20 protein-coding genes are annotated in these 24,132 nt (G+C 72.1%); 15 read left to right on the top strand and 5 right to left on the bottom strand.

Annotated elements, in window-relative coordinates:
- The first annotated feature begins 34 nt into the window (after positions 1–34).
- The 3 genes from AB0O15_RS39650 to AB0O15_RS39640 are packed head-to-tail and all read left to right on the top strand — an operon-like array spanning position 35 to position 3,052.
- Positions 35–1,081, top strand: coding sequence for a hypothetical protein (locus tag AB0O15_RS39650; protein WP_364330522.1), 1,047 nt, complete (start codon positions 35–37; stop codon positions 1,079–1,081).
- Positions 1,078–2,490 (top strand): hypothetical protein, encoded by a 1,413-nt coding sequence (locus AB0O15_RS39645; RefSeq protein ID WP_364330396.1) that lies wholly within the window; start codon positions 1,078–1,080, stop codon positions 2,488–2,490. Before AB0O15_RS39650 ends, AB0O15_RS39645 begins: the two co-directional genes overlap by 4 nt.
- Before the next feature lie 4 nt (positions 2,491–2,494).
- Positions 2,495–3,052 carry a hypothetical protein gene (locus tag AB0O15_RS39640; protein WP_364330393.1) on the top strand — a complete coding sequence of 186 codons (558 nt, stop codon included), beginning with the start codon at positions 2,495–2,497 and terminating at the stop codon, positions 3,050–3,052.
- Here the strand turns inward: AB0O15_RS39640 and AB0O15_RS39635 are convergent, their stop codons facing one another.
- A complete protein-coding gene (locus tag AB0O15_RS39635; protein ID WP_364330519.1) occupies positions 3,053–4,351 on the bottom strand; it encodes an AAA family ATPase in 1,299 nt (432 codons plus the stop codon). It abuts the gene before it with no gap.
- An 84-nt stretch (positions 4,352–4,435) separates the two neighbouring features.
- Here AB0O15_RS39635 and AB0O15_RS39630 point away from each other — a divergent pair, with 84 nt between their 5' ends.
- The 6 genes from AB0O15_RS39630 (at position 4,436) to AB0O15_RS39605 (ending at position 8,494) form a co-directional block, all read left to right on the top strand.
- Entirely contained in the window at positions 4,436–5,278 is an 843-nt protein-coding gene (locus tag AB0O15_RS39630; RefSeq protein WP_364330390.1) for a bifunctional DNA primase/polymerase, read from the top strand.
- A gap of 27 nt (positions 5,279–5,305) precedes the next feature.
- A complete protein-coding gene (locus tag AB0O15_RS39625; RefSeq protein ID WP_364330387.1) occupies positions 5,306–5,980 on the top strand; it encodes an activator of HSP90 ATPase in 675 nt (224 codons plus the stop codon).
- 91 nt (positions 5,981–6,071) lie between these two features.
- A complete protein-coding gene (locus tag AB0O15_RS39620) occupies positions 6,072–6,437 on the top strand; it encodes a YbaB/EbfC family DNA-binding protein (RefSeq protein WP_364330385.1) in 366 nt (121 codons plus the stop codon).
- Entirely contained in the window at positions 6,430–6,777 is a 348-nt protein-coding gene (locus tag AB0O15_RS39615) for a type VII secretion target (RefSeq protein ID WP_364330383.1), read from the top strand. The genes AB0O15_RS39620 and AB0O15_RS39615 overlap by 8 nt, the downstream gene beginning before the upstream one ends.
- Positions 6,777–8,003, top strand: a complete 1,227-nt coding sequence (locus AB0O15_RS39610) for a WXG100 family type VII secretion target (RefSeq protein ID WP_364330380.1) — start codon at positions 6,777–6,779, stop codon at positions 8,001–8,003. Before AB0O15_RS39615 ends, AB0O15_RS39610 begins: the two co-directional genes overlap by 1 nt.
- 17 nt (positions 8,004–8,020) lie before the next feature.
- Entirely contained in the window at positions 8,021–8,494 is a 474-nt protein-coding gene (locus AB0O15_RS39605; RefSeq protein ID WP_364330379.1) for a hypothetical protein, read from the top strand.
- 41 nt (positions 8,495–8,535) lie between these two features.
- Here AB0O15_RS39605 and AB0O15_RS39600 read toward each other — a convergent pair whose 3' ends face one another.
- The gene (locus AB0O15_RS39600; RefSeq protein ID WP_364330376.1) at positions 8,536–8,736 is read right to left on the bottom strand and encodes a hypothetical protein; all 201 of its coding nucleotides are present in this window, start codon (positions 8,734–8,736) and stop codon (positions 8,536–8,538) included.
- A 280-nt stretch (positions 8,737–9,016) separates the two neighbouring features.
- On the opposite strand from AB0O15_RS39600, the gene AB0O15_RS39595 reads away from it, so the two are divergent.
- Positions 9,017–9,685, top strand: a complete 669-nt coding sequence (locus AB0O15_RS39595; RefSeq protein ID WP_364330373.1) for a hypothetical protein — start codon at positions 9,017–9,019, stop codon at positions 9,683–9,685.
- Between the two features lie 145 nt (positions 9,686–9,830).
- Here the strand turns inward: AB0O15_RS39595 and AB0O15_RS39590 are convergent, their stop codons facing one another.
- Positions 9,831–12,032 (bottom strand): glycoside hydrolase family 9 protein, encoded by a 2,202-nt coding sequence (locus tag AB0O15_RS39590; RefSeq protein ID WP_364330370.1) that lies wholly within the window; start codon positions 12,030–12,032, stop codon positions 9,831–9,833.
- 167 nt (positions 12,033–12,199) lie between these two features.
- Here AB0O15_RS39590 and AB0O15_RS39585 point away from each other — a divergent pair, with 167 nt between their 5' ends.
- Together AB0O15_RS39585 and AB0O15_RS39580 are read left to right on the top strand one after the other, a co-directional pair.
- Complete coding sequence (locus tag AB0O15_RS39585; RefSeq protein WP_364330367.1) at positions 12,200–12,946, top strand: SDR family oxidoreductase; 747 nt, start codon at positions 12,200–12,202, stop codon at positions 12,944–12,946.
- A 175-nt stretch (positions 12,947–13,121) separates the two neighbouring features.
- Positions 13,122–17,228: an AAA domain-containing protein gene (locus AB0O15_RS39580; RefSeq protein ID WP_364330364.1), complete on the top strand. Its 4,107-nt coding sequence runs from the start codon at positions 13,122–13,124 to the stop codon at positions 17,226–17,228.
- On the opposite strand, the gene AB0O15_RS39575 is transcribed toward AB0O15_RS39580, so the two are convergent.
- Positions 17,200–18,798, bottom strand: a complete 1,599-nt coding sequence (locus tag AB0O15_RS39575) for a restriction endonuclease (protein ID WP_364330361.1) — start codon at positions 18,796–18,798, stop codon at positions 17,200–17,202. The two genes, AB0O15_RS39580 and AB0O15_RS39575, sit on opposite strands and share 29 nt — an antisense overlap.
- A 320-nt stretch (positions 18,799–19,118) precedes the next feature.
- On the opposite strand from AB0O15_RS39575, the gene AB0O15_RS39570 reads away from it, so the two are divergent.
- From AB0O15_RS39570 to AB0O15_RS39560, 3 genes are all read left to right on the top strand, one after another.
- A complete protein-coding gene (locus tag AB0O15_RS39570; protein WP_364330358.1) occupies positions 19,119–20,825 on the top strand; it encodes an EAL domain-containing protein in 1,707 nt (568 codons plus the stop codon).
- A 41-nt stretch (positions 20,826–20,866) separates the two neighbouring features.
- Complete coding sequence (locus tag AB0O15_RS39565) at positions 20,867–21,256, top strand: cupin domain-containing protein (RefSeq protein ID WP_364330355.1); 390 nt, start codon at positions 20,867–20,869, stop codon at positions 21,254–21,256.
- Positions 21,257–21,453: 197 nt separating this feature from the next.
- Positions 21,454–21,906 carry a MarR family transcriptional regulator gene (locus AB0O15_RS39560; protein WP_364330352.1) on the top strand — a complete coding sequence of 151 codons (453 nt, stop codon included), beginning with the start codon at positions 21,454–21,456 and terminating at the stop codon, positions 21,904–21,906.
- A 7-nt stretch (positions 21,907–21,913) separates the two neighbouring features.
- Here the strand turns inward: AB0O15_RS39560 and AB0O15_RS39555 are convergent, their stop codons facing one another.
- Positions 21,914–24,094: a TPM domain-containing protein gene (locus AB0O15_RS39555; RefSeq protein ID WP_364330349.1), complete on the bottom strand. Its 2,181-nt coding sequence runs from the start codon at positions 24,092–24,094 to the stop codon at positions 21,914–21,916.
- Positions 24,095–24,132: the final 38 nt, after the last annotated feature.

Genomic DNA, 24,132 nt, shown 5'->3' with positions numbered 1-24,132 from the left:
GCGGCAGGGCGCCGCCACCTCGACCGACCCCGCCATCGAGCAGCTCCGTGGCTCGTCGCCCCGGAAACGGCACAACGCCCGCACGATCGCCGCGCTCACCGGCAACCCCGGCTGCAACCGGCGCGCCGTGCTGGACGCGGCCGGCATCGACAAGCCCCGGCTCGCCGAGCGGGTCGGCTTCCCCGGCCAGTTCGGCCAGTCCCGGTTCGCGCTGGCCCGCGGCAACGGCTTCGAGGCCATGCTCAAGGCCGACGACGGCGCGTTGCTGCTCACCGCGCTCGGCTTTCCGTCGCTCAAGGTCGGCTACGACGACCTGGGCGCCGACGCCGACGAGACGCTCGCCCAGCGACACGCCCGCACCCGGGCGCTGCTCGGCGACGCGGCCGGCGCCGCCCTGATCGACCACCCCCTGCTCACGCTGCAGGTGGCCGGCCAGACCGTCTTCCTCGAACCGGACCTGATCGCCTTCCAGCGGGCCGGCCGCCTCCAGGTCGTCGAGATCAAGTCGTTCTCGATCATCGACGGCCAGGCGGACAGCGCGAAGGTCTCCGCCGCGGCCACCCAGGCCGCTGTTTATGTGCTCGCCCTTCGCGACCTCCTCTCCTCGCTCGGTCAGGACCCGGACCTGGTCAGTCACGAGGTCGTGCTGGTCTGCCCGGAGAACTTCTCGTTCAGCCCGGTGGCGGTCGTGCTCGACGTGCGCAAGCAACTCGCCACGCTCCGCCGCCAGCTCACCCGCATGGCCTCGGCCGCGTCGCTGGTCGCCGCGCTTCCCCCGGGAGTGTCGTTCGACCTCGCGCTGCCGCCCGAGACGCTGGCGGCCGGCCTGGCTCAGGTGTCGGCTCGCTATGCGCCGGAGTGTCTCTCCGCGTGCGAGCTGGCCGCCTATTGCCGGCACGAGGCCGCGGGAACGACGGCCGCCCTGGGCCGCCCGGTCCGCGACGCGCTCGGCGGCGTCGCGACGGTGGCCGAGGCGCTGGCCCTGGCCGGCGGCGCCCGCCCGGCGAACGAGGACCAGGAGGAAGCGGCCGCCCTGCTCCGCACCGCCGCACGGCTGCGAGCCGAGGCACTCGGCCATTGAGCACGCTCACCGCCCTGGCCCGGGCCCAGGCCGCCGCCTCGGGTGAGGCCGAGCCGATCGCCACCGTGCGCCACCTGCACATGCACCGGCGGCCGTTCGTCTTCGTCCCGCTGGCCATGGCCGGCGAGGCCAACGCGCCGCTGGCCGCCCTGGCCGGGGCCTCGCAGATGTCGCCGACCCTGCTCGTCGTGCCCCAGCCGCGCAACCGGGACCAGCGCTTCCGCTTTGCCGGCGAGCTGGCCGAGGTGCTCCTGCCCTACCTGGACTCGTTCACCGGCATGGCCGAGCCGATCGCCGTCGATCGCGGGCGGGACGTGCGGTACCGCTTCGTCGACGCCCCGCAGGTCTGGGTGCCGAACACCGGCGGCGTCGACTTCGTCCGGCTGCTCGGCCGGTCTACCCGGTTCCGGCAGATCGACGGCGATTATCCGGTGCCGCCGGGGGTGCCGTTGCTCGGGCGATGGCTCACCTTCCTCGCCCAGTCGGCCGAGGTGCCCGGCGCGTCGATGCTGCTCAACGCCGTGCAGGCGCTGGGACTGCACTGGGCCACCGGGCAGAGCGGCGCCGAGGACGCGCAACTGGCCGCCCAGCTCGCCTGGATCTCCCCGCCCCGCGGGATGTCGGGCCGGGATGCCGCCCGGGCCGCGGAGGGCGCCGCGGCCGGCCCGGCCACCGACCCCGAGTTCGACAACAAGGTGCTCGCGCCGCTGATGGAGGCGGACGACGTGCCGGGCCTGACCGAGGCGCTGCGTGACGTGCTCCAGCCGACGTGGGATCAGATGTGGCTCGCGCTGTCGCTGCTCCGGGCCCTGCCGCCGGGCGCGCGGGTGGCCTCGCGCTGGGACGCCGACCGGGACAGCTACTCCGCCTTCGTCGCCGGGATCGAGGAGGGCCTCCCGCCCCAGCCCCGCCGGGACGGGGCGGTGGCCGCGGCGTCGCGCCTGCACCGCCTGGAGAACGCGGCCACCCGCTACGCCGTCCAGCGCGCCTTCGACGATCCGCTGGTGATGGCCGAGCACCGGCTGACCGGCGCGGCCTTCGTCGCGGTCGTGACGATGGCCAAGGACGACCGGGTCGACGACACCGGCAAGCGCCCGGTGCTGCGGCCGCGGATCATGGTCGCCAGCACCGAGCCCGTGCGTGTCGAGGCCGGCGCCACGCTCACCTCGCCGGCTCGGCCCGCCCAGAAGGCCAAGGTCGTCTCGGTCAGGCACACGCCCGACGGGGCCGAGGTGTTGCTGGAGCTCTCCGGTGGCATGGGCCGCAAGCTGGTGGCCGAGCCGGGCAGCGTCCCCGCGGTCGGCGAGCGCCTGCTGCTGACGACGCTCAGCGAGGCCTTCCGCCCCGGCGCCGCCTTCCCCGATCCGGCACAGACCCCTTGGACTCACGGCGGCGCGATGGTTGAGTGATGGTGTGTTCGCCGTCACTTTCGAGGACTGCCGCTGCGAGAGCCTGGCGTTCAGCCCCGACGCGACCCTGCTCGCCATCGGCGGCTCGAACGGCCTGGTCGGTCTGTGGCGCGTGGACACCGGCCGGCCGCTGCGCCACTTCGTGCACGATCTGCTCGGCAGCCCGGTTCGCGCGGTCGCCTTCGCCCCCGACGGCACGCTGCTTGCCGCGGTCGGCGGCGAGCACCTGAAGGTTCGCGACCTGCGCACCGGCCGCCTGATTCTCAAGCGCCAGCACCCGGCCGACCTGACCGCCGTGGCGATCGACGAGACCAGCACCCGGATCGCCACCGCCTGCACCGACGGCACGCTGCGCATCTGGTCGCGCCGAGGCGAGCTGACCGACCAGACGCCCCACGCCTGCACGGCCCGGACAACCCGCCTGAGCTTCGACGGCGCCCGCCCGGTGGCCGGTGGCGATCCCGAGGCGGCGATCGTTTCCGGCGACGGCCGGTGGACGGCGACCATCACCGAGACCGGGGTTCGGGTGAGGTCGACGGTGCCGCGGCCACGAGCATCATGATCAGGCCCGCGCCACGGCGGCGAGGTGGGCCAGGATCGCCTGGTTCGCCTCCCAGCCGTCGGGGAACTTGACCGGGACGTTGAGGTGGACCGGCTCCGTCGAGGGGTGGGCGTCGAGCAGGTCGGCGATGCCGGCCCGGGCCACGACCACGCACGCGTTGCGGTGTCTCGAGGTGAGCACACACAACCGGCCGGACTCCAGGTGGAAGGCGGTCGCGTCCTGCCGGCCGGACAGCGGGTGCAGGACGATCGTCAGGTCGTACTCGCGGCCCTGAAGCCGGTTCGCGGTGTCGACCGTGACCCCCGCGGCCTCGGGCGGGAGCAGCGCGCGGATCGTGGCGGCCTGGTCGCGGTGGGCGGCCCCGATCGCCACCCGGGCCGGCGTCACCGGAGCGGCCTCGGTATGCCCGTCGCGCGACAACGCCCGGGCGGCGAGCTGAGCGCAGGCGGCCGCGGCCTCGGCGTCGGTGCGCACGGTGAATCGGGCCGGTAGCTCATGCAATCCCCAACCGGTCGCTGCGGCCGTGTCGAGCACTTCGTCGAGCGGTGACGAGGCCGGCCGGGTGAAGGACAGGGTGCGGTCGCCCGGCCCGGTGCCCGAGCGGAAGCCGGTGAACGGGTAGAACGCCTCGGCCACCACGGGCGCCGCGGACGCCGGCAGCCGCCACGAGACGGGCAGCCGGTGCACCGGAAGATCGGGATTGTGTCGCAGCAGCACCGCGACCGCGCTCTGCATCGGGTCCCACGACAGGCCGGTCCACCGGTCGACGTCGACCGTGGAAAACGGGTCGAGCTGGCCGGGGTCGCCGACGAACAAGGCCCGCGCGAACCGGGGCGCCACCCTCAGCAGGGCGTCGGACCGCATCTGGTAGGCCTCGTCGACGATCGCCCACGGCCACAGCCCCTCGGTGACCGTGGCCCACTTGGCGGCCGTGCCGATCGTCACCGCCGGGCTGCCCAGGTCGGTGACCTTGGCGCCCACCCGGCAGCGCGGATGGTCGCGGACCCGGTCGGATGGCGCGTAGTCGACCGCCGACAACCGGCCGACCGGGGTCTCGGGCGACCTGGCGCCGAGCCGGTCGATGAGGTCGTCGACCTGCTCGTTGGTCTGCGCCACGATCATCAGCGGCTCACCGGCCGCGGCCAGCTCGCCGGCCGCGCGGACGACCAGGGTGGACTTGCCGGCGCCGGGTGGCGAGTCGACGACCACGCCGCGGTGGTCGCCGGTGGCGAGGTCGGCCAGGACCGCGCCGACGACCTGGTCGGCCTCGACGGATGGGCTCAGGGGCAGCGTTGCGATGGGCACGGACGAGACCGTAACTCGTACGTCCGACAGTTCCCCTTGGACCTGTGGACAACTTGTCGGCGTCGTACATTTGTTCTAATGTCCCTCACCGCGGCGCTCGCTTACGCCCGGCATGGCCTCCCGGTCCTGCCGGTGTACAACCCTGCCGCGGATGGAGGCTGTTCATGTGGCCGACCCGGTTGCGACCGGCCCGGGAAGCACCCGCTGCCGCGCCACGGGCTGCGCGACGCGAGCACCGACCCGCGCCAGATCGAGCTGTGGTTCTCGCGCTGGCCGCAAGCCAATCTCGGGCTGGTCACGGGCGTGGTGATGGATGTCGCCGACGTCGACTCGGTGACCGGGTGGCACGCGCTGCGCCACCTCCTCGGCGGCGCGATGCCACCGGGTCCCCAGGTCCGCACGGGCGGTGGCGGCTGGCACTTCTGGTTCCGGCCGCTGGGGTACGGGAACCGGGTGCGCCTGTTGCCCGGTCTCGACTGGCGTGGCGCCGGTGGCTATGTGGTGGCGCCGCCGTCGCGGCACGCGAGTGGCTCCGCCTACACCTGGTTGCGGCGGCCGGGCGGCTCGCTGCCCGAGGCGTCAGCGGCGTTGCGCGATCTGGTTCGGGGCCCGGCCTACGAGCCGCCCGGCGAGGCGATCGGCCACCCGGAACGCTATGCCGAGGCGGCGCTGGCGGCGGCGGTCGAGCGGGTGGCCAACGCTCCCATCGGCACCCGCAACGACACCCTCAACCGGGCGGCGTTCGGGCTGGGCCGGCTGGTCGGCGCCGGGCTGCTGCCGGCGGCCGACGTGCGACGCGAGCTGGGGACGGCGGCGTGGCGATGCGGCCTGGGGCGGGTCGAGACGCGGGCCACGATCAGTTCCGGGCTGCGGGCGGGGATGCGCTCGCCGATCGACGCCGGCCGCCGCGGCGTGGCGTGACCGATCGAGATTGGCCAGGATGGGTGGGTGACTCACGAGCGCAGACTGAAGGCGTACGAGGTCGAGATGCCGATCCGGGCCGGTCGGGACCGGGTGTGGGAGGCCGTCACCAAGCCGCCTGTGCTGCACCGGTGGTTCGGCTGGGACTATGTGGGGCTCGGCGCCGAGATCCAGCAGATCTTCGTGAAAGCGGTGACCAAGGTCGCCCGCGAGAAGCGGATGGGCTGGGCCGACGGGTCCTATCTGGAGATCGTCGCGGACGGCGCGGGCAGCCTGGTGCGTGCGGTGCGGGAGGGCCCGGCGGCGACCGGCCCCGACCACTTCGACGCGATCGAGGAGGGCTGGAAGGCCTTCCTGGTGCAGTTGCGCTTCCTGCTCGAACACCACCCGCCGGGTGTACGCCGGACGATCTACCTGACCGGCGAGAGCACCGGCCGCGAGGCCCTGGGCCTGGCCGACACGGACTGGCAGCGGGTCGGCGCCCGCGTGGCCTGGACCGTCGACCCCGACGGGCATCTGGTCGTGGCGGCGGGCAACCGGCCGCTCGATTCCGCCACGACGAATGCCGTGCAGGTCATCGTGTCGACCTATGGCCTGTCCGACGCGGAGTTCGCGACCTGCCGGGACGGGTGGGCCAAGCGCTGGTCGGCCACGGCCGAGAACACCAAGGTCACGGTGGCCGGCTCGCCCGACCCGGCATAGCACGGCGCCTGCGGCGGGGGCGGGTTGTCCACAGGCGGCTTCTGTCCACAGGGCACCGGAACGTCGGATGGTTGCTCAATACCGTGAGCGCATGTTTGACGGAGACGACCTGGACGCCGCGGAGCGGCGGGTGGACGAGTGGCAGGCCGGCCTGGAAAGACGGGCGGCCGAGGCGCGTGATCTGGCGTCCCGGCTGACCGGGCTGACGGCGTCGGCGGCGAGCCGCGACAAGCTGATCACGGTGACCGTGAACGCGACCGGCGTGACCGCGCTCGAGCTGGCCGAGGGCATCCGGCAGCGGCCGGCGGCGCAGACCGCGGCGGCGATCCTCGAGACCGTGCGGGCGGCGCGGGCGAGGCTGGCCACGCTCGTCACGGAGTGCACCGAGGAGACGGTCGGCGCCGACTCGGAGACCGGCCGGGCTGTGCTCGGGGCGTACGCGGCGCGCGATGTCTGAGCGGTTCGGGGTGCGTCCGGGCGACCTCGTGGCCCACGCCGGCCGCGTGGAGACGATCGCGGGGCAGGTGGGCGCGGCGGCGCGGGCGGGTGCGGCCACGCGGGTCGGCGATGACGCGTACGGGCAGCTCTGCGTGATGGTGCCCGCGTTGCTCAACGTCATGCGGGACACGTTGGTCGACGGCATCGACGCGGCGGCGGAGTCGTTGCGCGACACCGGTTCCCGGCTGCGGGCGACGGCTGCCGACTACCGGGCGGCAGATGTCGGGAACGCGTCGGCGGTGCGGTGGGCGGGCACGTGGTCCCGGTCGCGCTCGGTGGGGCCGGCCGGGTCGGATTGATGAGCGAGCCGAGTCCGTGGGCCGGTGTCTGGATCGCCGAGGACATCGAGCTGATCGCCCGGGGTGTGCGCGACGGCAGCTGGGTGGACGGCACGATCGGCGTGGTCAGCGCCGGGCTGGACGGGCTCGCGCTGATGTCGGATCCGGTCGGCGCGCTGCTCCAGTACGGCATCGCGTGGCTGATCGAACACGTCAAGCCGCTCTCTGAGGCGCTCGACTGGCTGGCCGGTGACCCGGTCGCGATCGCGGCGCAGGCGGAGGCGTGGCGCGGTGTGGCGGCGAAGCTCGGCGGGGAGGCGGAGGCGCTCGGCCGGGCGGTGCGGGACGAGGTCGCCGAGTGGACCGGCGCGGCGGGGGACGCGTACCGGAGCTGGGCCTCGGGCCGGCAGCAGGCGTTGCGGGCGCTGGGCCGGGCGTCCGAGACGATGGCGCTGCTCACCGAAGGTGCGGGGGCGCTGATCGGCACGGTTCGGCTGATGGTCCGCGATGCGGTGGCGACCGTGGTGTCGCGGCTGGTGGTGTACGCGGGTGAGGTGATCGCCACGGGCGGGCTGGCGACGCCGCTGGTGGCCGAGCAGGTCGCGACCCTTTGCGCGGCGTGGGGAGCGCGGATCGCTCGGTGGTTGCGAGGGCTGCTGGCCAGTCTGCGGAAGCTGATCGGTGACGGTGAGCGGTTACGCGGGTTGATCGACTTCCTGAAGCGCACGCTCGGTGGTGACGCTGGGTCGGGCGGAGCCAAGGGGCCGCGTCCCGGCGATCCGGGCTTCGACGGTGGCTTGCACAAGGCGCCACTCGGCGAGGACTTCGGTCCGGGAGTGCATGATCCGGCGCGGCGATTCGAGCCGAAGGAGACGGCGATCGCCGAGCGCCTGGCCGTGGAGGGCGAGATGGTCCACCCACGGGAACGCATCGAGGTGGACGGCCTGAAGAATCCGGACGCCATGGTGCGCACCGGGCCGCGAGACCCGGGCACAGTCACCGAGTTCAAGACGCTCCAGGCGGCGACCAGCGGAGCGGTGAGCCGGAACATCACCCTGGCTGGTGAGCAGGTCGCGCCGGGTGGGGGAGGCAACGTCGTGCTCGACGGCCGCGAGGTGGGCCTCTCCGACGAGGTGGCTCGTCACGGCTATCACCGCGCGCTGGGCAAGCACACCTCGAACGGGACCGCCCTCCCGGATCGGATACGTTTCATCCTGGGCGATGGCACGATGATCGAGATGCCATGACAGGAGTGGTGTGACGCGTGTCGACGCAGGAGCACATCTACCTGATGACCGAGCTGTCGCCCGAGGCGCTGGCGGTCCAGATCGCGCCGCTCGCCGGGCTGGAGATCCGCCATGGGCGTCGTGACCAGTTGATTCTCGTTCGGGCGGCTCGGCTGGGGCCGGGCGAGGTGGGCGGCGAGCTGTACCGCAACGCGGTGGAAACCGACTGGCGGACCAACGCGGAGCGGTCGTTCATCGACGCGTTCCCGATCGTCCTCGACGTTGGCTACACCGGACGGGACGAGGAGATCCAGCGGGCCGAGGCCAGGCTGTTGTTCGGCGAGCTGTCCGCTGCTCCGATCTTGACCGCGCTCGTCCAGTCGCTCGATCTGCTTCTTGCGGTGAGTCATCCGGAGTTTGGCATGATCATGATGCCGGAGGGCACTACGCCGGACGACGAACACCGCGACCTGTGGCTGCCGTATCTACCGGTCGGAAAGAACCCTTCCTAATGGCTGCCGGGCCCTGTGGCTGACCGAAATTGATTGCCTTATCAAGTGATCTTGGCGAGCGTGATGTCGGCCCGGAAATGCACAGTGTCAGGAATGTGACAGCGGTCGATGTCGATCGTCGGTGGGTCGGCGATCTCGCGGGCGCCTTGATCATTGTCCACTGTGGTGGTTGAGTGATTCGTGATCATTGCATAGTGGAAGCATTGGTGCTGCGCAGAGTCGTGGTGAAGCTTTGTTTGCATGCTGGACACCATGGTGAAATATGGGTGCGGTTGGATAGATCTGCTGGGGCGAATAGCGAAGCCGGCATGCAACTTGCACGAGCGGTTCGCCGTGCAAGTTGCATGTTTCGCGGCCCTGGGGCCTGCTGATCCAGTGTCGAAACAGCGGATTGAGCGATCGACTGGATTTCATTCACGAGCGTTTTTGGGAAGCCGCAGGTTCCCTCTTCCAGTCGATCACCGGAGGTGGAACTCTTCTAGCCAGCAGTAGCGCCAGCGACACGGACGGTGGTGGTACGGAATGCGTCCAGACGTTCTGGTCGGTCCGAGCGAATGGGTGGTCGAGCAGTTCGGTGACAAGGTCGCCGCCGAACTCTGGACCCGGGTTCCCGAGGCGCTGAGCACGGCGATCGACCGTGAAGTGAACGCTCACCCCCACACCACGCAGACCACCGAACGGATCCTCGCCAACCCGCGTTGGCCGCTTCCGTACGAAGAGCTTGTCCTCTTCCTCGGAACGCTGCCGGGCGCCGAGATCATCAGTGTCCCGAAGTCGATCTACCAGCTCGTGGTGATCAACGGACATGTCGTGGTGCCTTGGTGCTACGGCCAGTCGGCTCGTGAGTCCATGCGTGACGCCGAGGTCGGCCGCTCGTTCGGCCGGCTCGCCCGCGAGCTGCTCCGCCGCTTCGGTCCGCCGTGGCGCCGGCCGCCCGCCGAGACGCCGTTGCCGCTCGACGCGGTCGACGAGCGTGAGGTGGCCAAGATCTGCGCGGCCATCGCCGGCATCGACCCCAAGCCCGAGGTGGTCATCGCCGGCTATGCCGGAGCGCCACACGTCGGCCTGCTCCGCGCCTGCCTGGGCGAGGTGAAGTCGACCGACAACGGCATCCTCAACTGGAGCCACCTCGACGACCTGCCGCTGCCCCCGCCGGTGATCCCGCGCCCGCGGCGCATGCAGTTCCCCTGACGGGCAAGGCTCAGGACTGTTTCGCGGTGATCCCGTCGACCAGGCGGGACACGATGTCGAGCATGGTCTCGAGAGCGCGAAGAGCTCGCAGGGAAGGGCCGGCCCGGGCGGCGGCGCGAGGCCACCGCCCGGGGTGGTGCGGGGGTCAGCCGCCGTTCTGGGCGGCCACGAAGGCGGAGACCCAGGAGAGGGAGGCGTTCCAGTTGATGGTCAGCTCGTTGGTCGACCAGCTCTGGATGTGGTCGATGTAGCAGAACTGGGCCACGCAACCGGTGAGTTTGCTCTGGGCGTACGGGTCCTGCAGGGAACTGTTGGGGCCACCGGCCAGGGTGCCCACGGGCGGGTTGGGCATGGTCGGCTCGATCGAGTGGGCGTACCAGCGGCTGTGCTGGTTGTGGGCGTTGACCTGGCCGTACCCCGTGACGTAGCTGATGTTCAGGGCGTTGCGGCCGAGGATGTAGTCCATGCCCTCGATGGTGGCGTCGCGGTAGGCGGGGCGGCCGGTCAGGTGGTAGGCCGAACCGATCACCACCAGGTTGTTGAGGACCAGGCTGTTCGAACCCCAGTCCCACGAGTTGTTCGGGGGCGCGTACGGGACCGCGTAAGGGTGGGCCTTCTGCGTGGCCACGTACTTGTCGGCGCCCTGCACCACCGAGCGCACCACCCGGGCGCGGCCGGGCAGCCGGCTCGGGACCTGCGCCAGGTCGAGGCGGGCGGCGGCGGCCGTGTTGCCCCAGTCGAACGCGCCGGGGCCGAAGACGTCGGCGGTGTGGTACGGCGAGGCGAGCACCCGGTCGGCGTACTGCTGCTCGCCGGTTGTCAGGTACAACTCGGCCGCGGCCCAGTAGAACTCGTCGCCCACCTGCGCGTCGCTGTAGGTGCCGCCGCCGACGCCGTCCTGGTCGGAGGCGAGACGGTCGGGGTTGGCGACCGCGGCGGCGAAGGCGGTACGCGCGGCGGCCAGCGACCGTGCGGCGAACGGGCGGTCGAAGCGACCGTAGAGGCGGGCGGCCTGGGCGGCGGTGGCGGCCAGGTTCAGCGTGGCGGCGGTCGACACCGGGTGCAGCTCGCGCAGTTCGGGGTCGAGGTGCGGCCAGAGCGGGAGACCGGTCCAGTTCCGGTCGTGGATCTTGTGGTGCACCATGCCGGCCAGCGGCTGCCCGGCCGGCACCTGCATGGCGAGCATGAAGTCGAGTTCCCAGCGCACCTCGTCGAGGAGGTCGGGTACGCCGTCGCCGCTCTCCGGAATGGCCAGGGAGCGGGCCCGGGATGCCCCGGTCTCGTACTGGTTCATCAGCTGCCACGCCGAGATGCCGCCGTTGACGACGTACTTGCCGTGGTCGCCGGCGTCGTACCAGCCGCCGGTGACGTCCAGCCGGTAGTCGCAGACGCCGGGCTGGCAGGGGACGTTGCCGTCGCCCTGGTTCGGGGGCACGTCGACGTGGCCGGCCGGGCGGGCGTAGCCGGGGCGCAGGTCGGAACGGATCTCTACGCCGGAGCGCTGCGTGTAGTAGAGCTTCAGCGCGTCGGTGCTCAGCCGGTCGTACGCGGAAGGGTCGATCGTGAAGGGCCGGCTGGTGAAGCCGCCGGCCGTCAGGGTGAAGCCGATGCCACGCCCCTGGAAGCGGCTGAAGTCGATCGAGTGCACGTTCTGGCCGCTCGAGACGTCGACGCCGCGCGGCTTGGTGCGTCCGTTGGCCACGATGGCGCGGCCGCGACGCAGTTCCCAGGTGGCCGGCGTGGTCGATTCGGTGACCAGGGTGGCGTTCTTCGGACCGTAGGGCAGGTAGCCGGCCTGGTTGACGCGAACCGGCGGGCCGGTGTCGGGAGCGTACGGCGCGGGTGGCACGCCGGCGACCAGGGACACGTCGTCGAGGCAGAACCGCCACGGCTCCGGGCTGCCGCCGACCTGGAAGGCGACCTGAGAGTCGCCGTCGAGGATCCGGGGCGCCCGGAACGTGTACTCGAACGTGCCGCCGCCCTCGGTGAGCAGCGCGTTCTCCTCGAAGTAGGTGGTGTAGGGCGAGGCCGACTGGCCCACCATCGCGCGGGCGACGTAGGTGCCGCTGGCGAAGAACCGGAGGCGGTACCAGGTGCCTTCGACGAGGCCGAGCCCGCTCTGTCCGATCGAGACGTCCCAGCGGTTCGCCGTGCCGCCGGGCGCGGCCAGGCAGGCGTGCCCCGAGGAGAGGTCGATGGCGTTCGGTGGACTGGAATACCAGGGTGCGACGGTGCCGTCGAAGGCGCCGTTGACGACCAGCTCGGACTCGGCGGCGAGGAAGGCCGGAGTGGAAGGAGAGGCGGGCGCCACGACGAGGGCCGCGGCGAGAAGAAGATGCCGGATCACAGTTGCTCCTCAGGACGAGTGAGGTTTGGGAGCGCTTCCATTGATCCGGCACAATATAGCGCTAGGCCATGAGGTGAGCACGAACCGCAGTGACGGCAGCCGCCAGGGAGGGCGGTCTTCGGCCGGACCGGCCCGCGGGCGCCACGCGTCTGCGACAATCCGCCGCCATGGCATACGTGGTGACCGGCGGCGGTCGCGGTATCGGCCGAGCGATAGCGACCCGCCTCCTGCAGACCGGCGCGCCGGTGGTCGTACTCGACGTCTCGCCCTTGGACTGGGACCACGAGCAGATGACCCCGGTGATCGGCGACGCCTCCGACCCGGCCGTGGCCGCACGCGCAGCCGGATCAGCGACCCCTCTGCATGGCTGGGTCAACAACGCGGCGGTCTTTCACGACGCCTGGCTCCACGACGGCGCCGGCCCGGTCCTGGACCTGATCACCCGCAACCTGACGCCGGTGGCCGTGGGCAGCGCCGCGGCGATCCAGGCCTTCCTCGCCCAGCGCACCCCCGGCGCGATCGTCAACGTGTCGTCCCACCAGGCGCAGCGCCCCGTCCGAGGCGCCCTGCCCTACGCGACCGCGAAGGCCGCCATCGAGGGCCTGACCAGAGCGCTGGCCGTCGACTACGGCCCGTCCGGCATCCGCACCAACGCGGTGGCCCTGGGCTCGATCGCGACCGACCGCTCCGACTCCCACCTGGCGTCCCTGGGCGCCGCCGACCGGTCGTCCTTCGAGCGCGAGATCCGCCTGCTCCAGCCGCTGGGCCGCATGGGCACGCCGGCCGAGGTCGCCGAGGTGGTGGCTTTCCTGCTGTCCGACGCCGCCTCCTTCCTGAACGGCGCCGTGCTCCCGGTCGACGGCGGCCGTTCAGCGGTCGGTCGCGACCCGGAGGAGAACGAACAAGATCTCTAGCGGGCCTCGTCGGACGCGGCGTTCGAGCGGCTGGTCGAGGAACGGCTCACCACCCATGTCGCGGGGCTGACCCGCACGCTCGGGTCCCTCGACCAGCTGATCGACGTCAACCGCGCCCGCCGGGCCGCCTCCGGCACCGCGAAGGCGGCTGACCCGGTCGGCTAGCCTCGGGGGAATGGAGTCGCCGCAGGTCATTCGGGATCGTGCCGTTTCGGTGGCCGACTACCTGCTGGCCGTGCGGGCGTCGATGGAGCGGCCGGCTCGCGTTGTGCCTGGTGACACCGTCTGGATCGACGCGTTGCCGGGGCGGGTCGAGAGTGGGCCCGCCGAGGGCACGGCCAGCTGGCTGCGGGTGGGGCTGCCGGAACTGCCGGGGCCGGTGGACGTGCCGGCTGAGTTGCGCGACGGCTTCGAGCGCAATGACACCGATGACGCCCTGCTGGAGCGGTGGAAGGACGAGCACTGGCGGCCCTGGCGGGAGCTGACCGCCGAGATCGAGCAGACCCGGGTGCTGCACCGGCGGCTGTTCGACCTGATGCACCTGCTGGACATGAGCGCCGCCACTACCGAACTGGTGTGGGGGCACGGTGTGCTGGAGACCGTGATCGGTGACCAGAAGGTGCGTTATCCGCTGGTCGCCACGCCGGTGATGATCGAGTACGAGCCGGACCGGTCGCTGATCACGGTGTCGCCGAACGGGCCCAGCCGGCTCCAGACCGATGCGCTGACCGGGACCGACGACCGCTACCTGGCCCAGCTGCTCGCGATCGCGGGGCCGGGCGGCATCGTCGAGGCCGACCTCTGGAACGACCTGGACCGCCGCGAGCTCTTCGAACGGGCGATGGCCCGGCTGGGATACGACAAGAGGATCGACGGGCCGGCGGGCACGACGCGGATCGTCGACACCGGCGTGATCTTCGCCCGGCCGAAGCAGCGGCAGCTTCGCGGGTTCCTGGAGAACCTGCGTGAGCGGCTGCGTAACGGTGGAAGTCCGGGGTCGCTGTCCGCGATCGTCGCGCACGAGCCGTCCAAACTGGTCCTGCCCGACGACAAGCCGGAAGACTGGACGCGGGTCGGTGAGCGGCTGCTCATGCCGCTGCCCACCAACGAGGCGCAGGAGTCGATCGCCCGCCGGCTGGCCCAGCACCGCAACGTGGCGGTTCAGGGGCCGCCGGGCACCGGCAAGACGCACACCATCCGCAACCTGATCTGCCACCTCATGGCCAACGGCAAGCGGGTGCTGGTCGTGGCCCAGAAGGAGGATCCGCTGCGGGTGCTGCGGGACGGCCTGCCCGAGGGCATCCGCGCGCTGTGCCTGGCCGTGCTGGGGCGGACCACCGACCAGCTCGTGCAGCTGCAACTGGCCGCCCGCGAGCTTTCCGACCGGGCCGCCACGCTGGACAAACGCGCCGAGGCGGCCCGGGTCGAGCGGCTCACCGGGAAGCTCGAGGACGCCGAGGACGAGCTGGCCCGGACGCTGGGCAACCTGCGCGCGATCGCCGAGAACGAGGCGGCCACCTATGTGATCGACGGCGCCGATCTGTCGCCGGCCGAGGTCGGCGCCTGGCTGCGGGAACGCGCGCCGGCCGACGGCGGCATCCCGGATCCGGTCGCGGGTGATCCGCCGCTGGGGGCCGACGAGTTCGCCACCTTGCTGGAGCTCGCGAACCGGCTCGACGCGGGTGATCGCGCCGCCGCCATGCGGCCCCTGCCCGACGTCGCGGTGCTGCCGACGGCGGGCGAGGCCAGGGACGATCGAGACCGGCGGGACGCGGCCCTGGCCGAGACCGAGAGCTTCGAGACCCGAGGGCTCGACCCCGATGCGGTACGCGAGCACGGCCGTGACGCGTACGCCGACCTGCTGAACGACCTGCACGAGGCCGTCCTGTGGCTGCGCCGCCGGGAGGGTTCGTGGACCGGCCGCCTCGGCCGCCTGCTCGACGACCCGCACTGGCAGCGCCTGTGGTCCGACCATGTGGCCGCCACCTCGGTGCTGCTCGGTGAGCTGGCCGAGCTGTCCCGGGGCCTGGCCGGCCATCGGGTGACCGCGCAGGTCGCGGCCCCGAAGCAGTTGCTGTCGCAGCTCGCCGAACTACGGCAGCGTTTCGCGACCGGTCGAGCGGTGAGCCGGCTGATGCAACCGGGCCTGCACAAGCTGGCGGCGGAAACCCGGGTGGACGACGAGCCGCTGCGCACGACCGACGATGTGGACATCGCGACAAATCACGTCAGGCGGCTGCAGGCGAGGCGGCGGCTGGCCGATCACTGGTCCGAGTGGATCGAGCGGCTCGCCATCCCGGAGCAGGGCGCCGACGCCGAGTCGTGGGCGGGCACGCTGCTTGCCGACGCCGCGCAGTCGCTGGACTGGGACACCAAGCACTGGCCGGATCTGTCGGCACGGCTCCGTCTGCTCGTACCCCAGGAAGAGCTGGACCGGGACGCCGAACGTCTGGCCGCCGTGGAGAGCCTGCTCAGCGAGGGGCCCGCGGTTTTTGATCTCGACGAGGTCGACGCCCGGATCGCCGGGACGAGCCGGGCGCTGGAACGCTGGCCGCGGTTCAGCCACACGTTCCGGGAGCTCGACGGCTGGGACGAGCAGCGCGCGGAGATCAAGCGCCGGCTGGACCTGCGCCCCGAGGTCGAGCAGTACATCGGCCTGCGCAATCGGCTGGCCGAGGCCGCGCCCGAGTGGGCCGACCTGATCGAGGCCGGCGAGGTGCCCGCGGTGTCCGGCGACGCGTGCCTGCGGGCGTGGGCCTGGCGGCGGGCGCAGACCTGGTTCGACGTGGTGGCCGGCAGCGTGGACCCGGCGGTGCTGGGCCGGCGGGTCGAGGCGGCGCGCGAGAAGATCCGCCTGCTGACCGGCGAGCTGGTGGTCGCCTCGGCCTGGCTGGAGGTGTCCCGGGCGCTGGACGACCGGCGCCGCGCGGCCCTCGCCGACTGGACCACGGCGCTTCGCAAGATCGGCAAGGGTACGGGCCGGACGGCCGCGGCGTGGCAGGCGCACGCCCAGCGGGCCATGGAGTCGGCCGTCGAAGCCGTGCCCGTCTGGGTCATGTCGGTCGACCGGGCGATCGAGCAGTTCGCCGGCGGGGCTCACTTCGACGTGGTCATCGTGGACGAGGCGTCGCAGGCCGACCTGTTCGCGCTGCCGGTGCTGGCGCTGGCCGAGCGGGCCGTGGTGGTCGGCGACGACCAGCAGATCGGACCGCAGCTCAGCTTCGTCGGCTCGGTGACCGGCCTGATCCACAGTCATCTTCAAGACGTGCCGTCGGCCGAACACTTCGACCCCGAGTCGTCGCTGTACGACCACGCGGTGCGCCGCTCGCCCGAGCGCATCCTGCTGACCGAGCACTTCCGCTGCGTACCGCAGATCATCGAGTTCTCGTCCAAGCACTACTACGACGGCAAGATCATGCCGTTGCGCGCCGACCGGCCGGCCCTGGCGCCGATCAGGAAGATCGCCGTCGACGGAACGAGACAGACCCTTCAGCCGTACGGAGAGGTGAATCTCGCCGAGGCCGAGGCGCTGGTCGGGCAGGTCGCCGCGATCGTTGCCGACCCCGCCTACCGCGGCAAGTCGCTCGGCGTGATCAGCCTGCTGTCCACCAGCGGGCAGGCGGCCCTGCTGCTGGAGCGCATCCGCGAGGCGATCGGCGAGGACGAGATGGAGGCGCGGCGGCTGCGGGTCGGCGACGCGTACACGTTCCAGGGCGACGAGCGCGACGTGGTGCTGGTGTCGATGGTGGTGTCCGCGAAGGACGGACGGGTGGCCGCGTTCACCCGGCGCGAGTACCACCGGCGGATCAACGTCGCCGCGTCCCGGGCCCGCGACCAGCTGTGGATCTACCACTCGGTGCAGGCGTCGCAACTCGTGGCCGACGACGCCCGGGCGTTGCTGCTCAACTACGAGCCGGCCGCCGCTTCCGTCCAGGAGGCCAAGCCGGAGAACGACTTCGAACGCGACGTCCACCGGCGGCTCACCGAGCGTGGCTACCGGCCGACGCCACAGTTCCGGCTCGGGGCGTACCGGATCGACTTCGTCCTGAACGCGCCGGACGGCCGGCGGCTGGCCATCGAGTGCGACGGGGACGCGTACCAGGGGCCGGAGCAGTGGGAGAGCGACATGCGCCGGCAGGCCGTGCTGGAGCGGGTCGGCAACTGTGTCTTCGTCCGCATCCGGGGCAGCATCTTCGCCCGTGAGCCGGACGCGGCGATGCGCCCGGTCTGGCAGCGCATCGCCGAGCTCGAGATCAGTCCGGCGGTTCCAGCCGCGCCTTGAGCCGGCTGTACTCGGACAGCAGCGTGAGCAGCGCCGTGCCGTCGATCAGCTCCAGCGGGCGACCGGCGGCCACCTCCAGCGCGTCGGGCTCGTAACCGGCGGTGGTGACCAGGATGCCCTTGGTGGCGCCGGTGGCGGTCATCTCCTCGGCCAGCGCCCGGGCCGTCTCGCCGTCAGCCGGGACGCCGCGGGTCGCGTACACCACGATCGTGCCGCCGAAGACCGGTCGCGGATCGACCGCGACCCACCAGCGCGACCCCGCGCCCTCCCGCCCGGCCGGGCCCATCTCCAGGCCCATGTTGCCGAACAGGTCGGCCAGCGTCTGCCCGAACTCGTCGTCGCTCATGGCCAGCAGGTTGGGCCGCTCGTCGATCTCGGCCAGCACGTTGAACTCGCCGGTCAGGTCCTGGTCGGCCTCGCGGTCGAAGTCGAGGATCGTGGTCACGCCGGCCAGCGCGTCGGGCGACTCGGAGAGGTTCGCCTGCAGGTGTTTGAGGCACGCCACCGGATCGACCCGGCGCAGCTTGATCGCCGCGAAAACCTCGCGCTGGGTACGCAGGGAGACCAGGCAGGGCCGGACGAATTCGCCGGTACGCCGGTCGATCGTGTCCACGATGCCGTTGAAGGACACGTTCTGGACCAGTCCGCCGCGGTCGGCCTCGACGATCTCGTGCACGGTCCGCAGCGACACCTGCGCGATGATCTCGGTGTAGCGGCGGCGGATCTCGGCCTCGTCGCGCGGCACCGCGGTCACGTCGTCGCGCACCCGGTCGTACCGGTAGTCCTTGACCACCGGGATCACCTCGACCGGCGGCAGGTGGTACTCGACCAGCAGGTGCTTCTGCTTCGGCAGGTAGGCGAGCCGGAAGTGCTGGGGGAAGTCGTCCGGGTAGACGGAGTTGCCGAGCACCATCGCGAAGTACTCGACCACGCTGGCCGGGTCGGCGTTCGCCACCGCCGCGGCGAACCGGTCGACCTCGGCGTTGTAGGTCGCGATCTTGGCTTCGTACTTCTTGATCTTCTGCTCGTACGCCCGCTGACGCGCCGCCAGTTGCTGCCGCCGGCGGGTCTCCGCCTCCATCCACCGTTCGCGCGCCTGCTCGTAGGCCTGCCGCGCGTTCGCCGTGTGCTGCTGGTGGGACTTCTCGCCGACCAGCACCTTGCCGAGCCGGCGCGGTTCGGGCGGAGCGTAGCTGTCCCATGACGGTTCGGGGTGGGGCCGGCCCAGCGGGCCCGGGTCGAACGGTGGCACCTGCAGCGGCTTCTTGAACCGGTCGAGGTCGATGTGGTCGTCCACGTCGAGAGTGGACAACAGCAGGGCGTCGAGGTCGGACAGGCGGGCCCGCACGTCGGCGTTCAGTGACGCGGCGTCGGCGCTTCGTGCCTCCGCGTACAGGCGTTGGCGTTCCCGTTGTCGCTCGGCGTTCCGAGCCGCTTGCTGGGCGGCCGCCACGGCCAGGTCGTGGTTGCGGCGGATGAGTTCACGTTGCTGCGTCGCTGCCGTGCCCGCCCGCTGCTGTGCGGCGGTCTGGGTGGCGTGCTCGCGCTGCATGTCCCGGATGATGCCCACGGTTTCGACCTTATCTCCCGGTCACTTTCCGCTCATCCAGCGGTGCCCTGCGTGGCGGGTGTAGCGTTCGGTTCCGCGATCGGCACTCGTTGTGACTGTCTGTCATGGATTCGACGGTAGACGGAGACCTGCGGCACACGGTGTGGTGGTCATCCGATCGGCTATAACAGGTCCCCGTTCGGCCGAGAAACCGCAGATCATTGTTTTGTTGGGTGATCCGCGAAAATATTGGCCACGATGCCCCCTGTAAACCCGTGCCGTGACGGGTCGTAATAGGTGAGGGCAACGGTCGACACAGGCAGGAGGGGGCGAGCGAGTACGTGACGGCACCGAACGAACGCATTCCGCGTACCCTTCCCTCGCCCCGCAGCCGCGCCCGGAAACCCGCCCCGATGGACTCCTGGTTCACCTACGACGCGGCCGGCGACACCGTGGTCTGGTCCGAGGGACTCAGCACGATGGTCGGCCGCTCGCCCGACAAGCACGAGGTCAGCCGGCAGGTGCTGGCCCGGTACGTGCACCGCGACGACCAGGCCACCGCGCTCACCGCCCTGACCCGGGTCTGGAGCACGCACGACACCGTGCACACCACGGTCCGGCTGGTCCGGGCCGACGGCGGCTGGTTCGACGTGGACGTCCGGCTCGAGTCGGTGCCCGGCCCCGACGGCACGATCCGCGGCATCCGCGGCATCATCACCGACGTCTCGGCCCGGGAACGGGCCCGCCGCGAGGTGGCCCGGCTGGCCCGGCGCGGCGAGACCGTGCAGACCTCGATCTCCGACCCCGACCCGGCCACCGGGTTGCTGACCCGGGCCGGGTTCGCCGACGAACTCGACCGGGCCCTGCGCAGCGGCGGGGGAGCGGTGCTGGTCATCCGGATCGAGCCGGACGACCGGCCGCGGGACGGGGGCGGGACGCAGCGGCCGGAACGCAACGCCGACCTGCTCCATCGCGCGGCGCGCGTACTCGAAGGGTTGGTCCGCCCGGCCGATCTCCTCGGCCGGGTCGGCCCCAGCGAGATCGGCGTGCTCCTGGCCGGCGCGTCCTGGGCCCTGTCCCGGCGGCAGGCCGACCTCTTCGTCGAGTCGCTGCGCGCTCACCCGTTCGTGCTGCCGGACGCCTGGTCCCGGGCCAAGGCCTGGGCCGGGCTGGTCCGCTTCCAGCCCGGCGGCGACACCGGCAGCCACGACCTGCTGATCGACGCCGAGCAGGCGTGGCGGCAGGCCCGGCACGCCGACCGGCCGCTCACCCAGGTGCCACACCCGGTGCCCGCCCGCGACCGGCAGGGCTCGTACCGCGAGCGGGTGGCCGACGCGCTCGGCACCGATCGCTTCACGCTCTACTCCCAGCCGATCCTCGACCTGCAGACCAACCAGGTCGTCCGGCACGAGCTGCTGCTGCGCATCCTCGACGAGCACGACGGGCCGCAGTCGCCGAGCCAGGTGCTCGACATCGCCGAGCGGCTGGACGCGATCTTCGACATCGACCTGTGGGTGGTCGAGCGGGCGATGCAGCTGGCCGCCGAGCACCACGACCTCAACCTGCAGATCAACCTGTCCGGACGCTCGGTCGGCGACCCGCGCCTCACCGGCGAGGTGGAGCGGCTCATCGAGCGCTACGGGGTGAACGCCGAGCAGCTCACCTTCGAGATCACCGAGACCGCGCTGATCGGCAACCTCTCCGAGGCGCGACACTTCGCCGACCGGGTCCGTGACCTGGGTTGCGAGCTGGCCCTGGACGACTTCGGGTCGGGGTACGCGTCGTTCCGCTACCTGCGGATCTTCCCGATCGACCTGGTCAAGATCGACGGGGAGTACGTCGTGAGCCTGGTGAAGAACCCGCAGGACCAGGTGCTGGTGCGGGCGCTGGTGCAGGTCTGCCAGGCGTACGGCATACACACCGTGGCCGAGTTCGTGCAGGACGAGCCGACCCTCCGCCTCCTGCGTGAGCTGGGCGTCGACTTCGTCCAGGGCTACCACGTCGGCCGGCCGACGCCTCTTTCACCCGCGCGACTTCGGCAGTCCTGAACCGGGTTCTCCCGCGCCCCGTTTGGGGTATGCGTGGAGGCATGGAGAAGTGGACGATCGCTACCGAGGCCGAGAAGAGCCCCGATTTCCGCCGGGTCCTGTGGACCGGCGAGCACACGCAGCTTGTCGTCATGACGATCCCGCCGGGCGGTGAGATCGGCGAGGAGGTCCACGAGGTGGACCAGATCCTCACGTTCGTCAGCGGCATGGCCAAGGCCAAGGTCGGCGGCGAGACGCGCAACGTCGAGCAGGGCGACCTGGTCGTGGTGCCGGCCGGCAAGAAGCACAACTTCGTCAACGCCGGGCCGAACCCGCTGGTCCTCTACACCGTCTACGGCCCGGCCGAGCACGCCGACGGCGCGGTGCACAAGACGAAGGAGGAAGCCGACCGGCTCGAGGAGGAGGGCAAGGACGAGCCGCCCAACTCGTAACAGTTGTTACCGGCGCCGGAACCGGCCGAGGCCCCCCAGCCAGCCGGTTCCGGCGCCGTGCCTGGGGTTGAGTCCTCGAGCAGAGTAACTGTGACGTTCAACCATGTCGATCGAGCTGCCCGTTTGTGCGACCTCGGCTTCACAACCTGCCCACCCGGGCGATGCCGCCACGATGACGTTTAACTAACCTGCCATCCATGGACGAGCCACGGTGGTTGACCGACGAGCAGCAGCAGACCTGGCGCCGGTTCGTTTCTGTCCTGTTCAGATTGCCCGCCGCACTCGAGGGGCAACTGCAGCGGGACGCCGGTTTGACCCATATGGGCTACCTGGTGCTCGCCAGCCTGTCCGAGGAGCCGGACCGCCGCCTCGCGATGAGCAAGCTCGCGAAGAAGGCGACGGCCTCGCTCTCCCGGCTGTCGCACGTGGTCGCCCGGCTCGAGGCCCAGGGATGGGTACGCCGTGAGCGCGACCCCGAGGACGGCCGCGTCCAGATCGCCGTCCTGACCGACGCCGGGCACCGCAAGATCGTCGAGGCGGCGCCCGGCCACGCCGAGGCCGTGCAGCAGTACGTCTTCGACCGGCTGACCCCCGCACAGGTCAAACAGCTGGCCAAGCTCTGCGACCAGTTCCTCGAGGGCTCCTCCTAGCCCGGGGTCAGAAGCGGCCCCCGCTGCTCCGCCGCCCGCCGCCGCGCCCGCCACCGCCACCGCTCGTCCGGCGGCTCCGGGAGCCGCTGCCGCCGAAGCCGCCGCCGCTCCACGAACTGCCGCCGCGCGACCGGCTCCGGTAACCGCCGCGGCTGTTGCTCTCCCCGGTCAGCAGCCCGCCCAGGAACGCCCCGAACAGCGAGTCGTCGCCGGCCGGGGCCGCCGGGACGTAGCCCTCGCCGAAGCGAAGCACGTCGTTCCGCGCGTTCCGGCTGGACGTCGCGGCCAGGCTCTGCGCCCGTTGCGCCTCGGTCACGGCGGTCACCGGCTCGGCCGCGGCCAGGCTCTCGGCCAGGGCGAGGTGCCGTTCCGCCTCGGCCAGCGTGGACCGGGCGCTGGTGTTGACCGCGCCCCGCCGGGTGGTGATGTAGCTGTTCGCCGCGGCCACCTCGGCCCGCGCCACCGGCAGGGCCTGGGCCAGCAGGCTGCGGGCCCGGGCGGCGCGCTCGGCCACGTCCCGCGCGTCGGCGAGCGCCTGGTCCAGCCCGGCGTCGGCGGCCTGGAGCCGGGCGGTGACGCCGATCGGGTCGGGCGTGGACCCGGCCAGGTCGGCCCGGGCCTGGGCCAGGGTCTGCTCGGCGGTGCTCATCGCCGCGCTCAGGGCGCCGGCCTCGGCGCTCGCCGCGGCGGCCGTCCCGGCGTTGGCGGCGGCGAACGCGGCGCCCGCCGTGCCGGCCGCGTCGGCGGTCCCGGCGGCCTGGCTGGCCGCCGCCTGGGCCGCGGTGGCGCTGGTCAGGGCGGCCCGGCCGGCGGCGACCTCGGCCTCGACCTCCATGATCAGGGCGTCCGCCGACTTGCGCGCGGCGTCATGGTCGGCGACGGCCTGGTGCACGGCCGCGATCAGCAGCTCGGCCTGGTCGACGGCCTGCTCGGCCGCGCGCACGGCGAGCGCGGCCTCGGCCCGGCCCCCGCCCGGCGCCGTATCGCTCCCGCCCGCGACCACGGTCTCGTTTCCGGCGGCCGGCTCGTTTGCGGCGGCCGGGTCGCTGTCGAGCGCGGTGTGGGCCCGGGTCAGGGCCGTCGCCGCGAACGCCAAGCTCTCGGCGGCCTGGTCGACGTTGGTGCTGACGGCGGTCACGGCCGGCCCGGCGTACCGGGAAGTCAGGGTTTGCCGGGCCGTCGTCGCGGCCGGCAGCGTCGTGGCGACCTCGGCCCGGCGCCGCTCCACCTCGGCCGCCACCTCCGCCGCGCGTCCCTCCAGGTCACGCAGCTCGTCGAAGGCCTCCGACTCGGCGTCCAGGCGGGCGTCGGCGTCCCGGCAGCGCTTGATGATCTCGTTGAGCGTGCGCCGCCGGGTGACCAGGTCGGGGCCGGGCGACTCGTCCAGCGTCATCCGCAGCCGGAACGCCTCGGCCACGTCCTGCCGGGAGGCCTCCAACGCCGCCCGGAACCGCTCGGTCGCCTCCGGACCGTACTGGCCGGTGGCCATCTGCAGCTCGCGCTCGCTCGCCCGCAGGTCGTCGTCCAGCTCGAGGAGCAGCGCGTTCGCCTCGGTGGTGAGGTCTTCCACGGTCGGCCCGGCCGGCGCCTCGGGTTGCGCGGACTGCGGCCGGTCGGCCACCGCGGCCCGCCGCCGGCGGATCACCACCCAGGCGATCGCCCCGCCCAGCACCAGGACGAACACGATCAGCACCCAGATCAGCGTCGTCGACCCGGACGACGTGGCCGCCTCGCGGTAGCCGTCCGCGGCGGCGACCACCGCGCCGGACCAGTCGCCGCCGCTCAGGGCGGGCTCGATCTTCCCGGTCGCCACGTCGTCGAGCTCGGCGTCGGTGATGCGGGCGTCGGCGGGGAACGAGACCTGATAGTTCCGGTCGGCGGTCGCCACCGCGAGCAGCGCGTCCCGATCGCCGAGGTCGCTCAGCCGCACCGTCTCGTCGGTCCAGTCCTCGGCCGGCGTGCCGTCGAAGGACTCGACGAACACCACGAACAGCTGGATGCCGGTGTCGGTCTGGAGCCGGGCCAGCGCCGCGTCGGCCGTGGCGCGTTCGCCGCCCAGCGCCCCGGCCCGGTCGACCACCTGGGTGGCGAGCCGGAAGGGCTGGTCGGCCTGCGCGGGCGCGGGCGGCAACAGCACGGCGGCCAGCGCCACCAGGGCCAGCAGTCCGCGCCGGAACGTCTGAGTCACCAGCTCAACCTAAGGCCTGCCCCATCACCCGGCCAGGG

The organism is Actinoplanes sp. NPDC089786 (assembly GCF_040684855.1).
In the GTDB taxonomy this organism is placed as follows: domain Bacteria; phylum Actinomycetota; class Actinomycetes; order Mycobacteriales; family Micromonosporaceae; genus Actinoplanes.
This window is presented reverse-complemented; position numbering and strand designations above follow the sequence as displayed.

Coding starts and splice junctions, on each gene's coding strand:
- AB0O15_RS39630 (WP_364330390.1), top strand. CDS start 4,436: ATGTCCCTCACCGCGGCGCTCGCTTACGCCCGGCATGGCCTCCCGGTC.
- AB0O15_RS39560 (WP_364330352.1), top strand. CDS start 21,454: ATGGACGAGCCACGGTGGTTGACCGACGAGCAGCAGCAGACCTGGCGC.
- AB0O15_RS39595 (WP_364330373.1), top strand. CDS start 9,017: ATGCGTCCAGACGTTCTGGTCGGTCCGAGCGAATGGGTGGTCGAGCAG.
- AB0O15_RS39615 (WP_364330383.1), top strand. CDS start 6,430: ATGTCTGAGCGGTTCGGGGTGCGTCCGGGCGACCTCGTGGCCCACGCC.
- AB0O15_RS39580 (WP_364330364.1), top strand. CDS start 13,122: ATGGAGTCGCCGCAGGTCATTCGGGATCGTGCCGTTTCGGTGGCCGAC.
- AB0O15_RS39565 (WP_364330355.1), top strand. CDS start 20,867: ATGGAGAAGTGGACGATCGCTACCGAGGCCGAGAAGAGCCCCGATTTC.
- AB0O15_RS39610 (WP_364330380.1), top strand. CDS start 6,777: ATGAGCGAGCCGAGTCCGTGGGCCGGTGTCTGGATCGCCGAGGACATC.
- AB0O15_RS39585 (WP_364330367.1), top strand. CDS start 12,200: ATGGCATACGTGGTGACCGGCGGCGGTCGCGGTATCGGCCGAGCGATA.
- AB0O15_RS39600 (WP_364330376.1), bottom strand. CDS start 8,736: ATGCAAACAAAGCTTCACCACGACTCTGCGCAGCACCAATGCTTCCAC.
- AB0O15_RS39620 (WP_364330385.1), top strand. CDS start 6,072: ATGTTTGACGGAGACGACCTGGACGCCGCGGAGCGGCGGGTGGACGAG.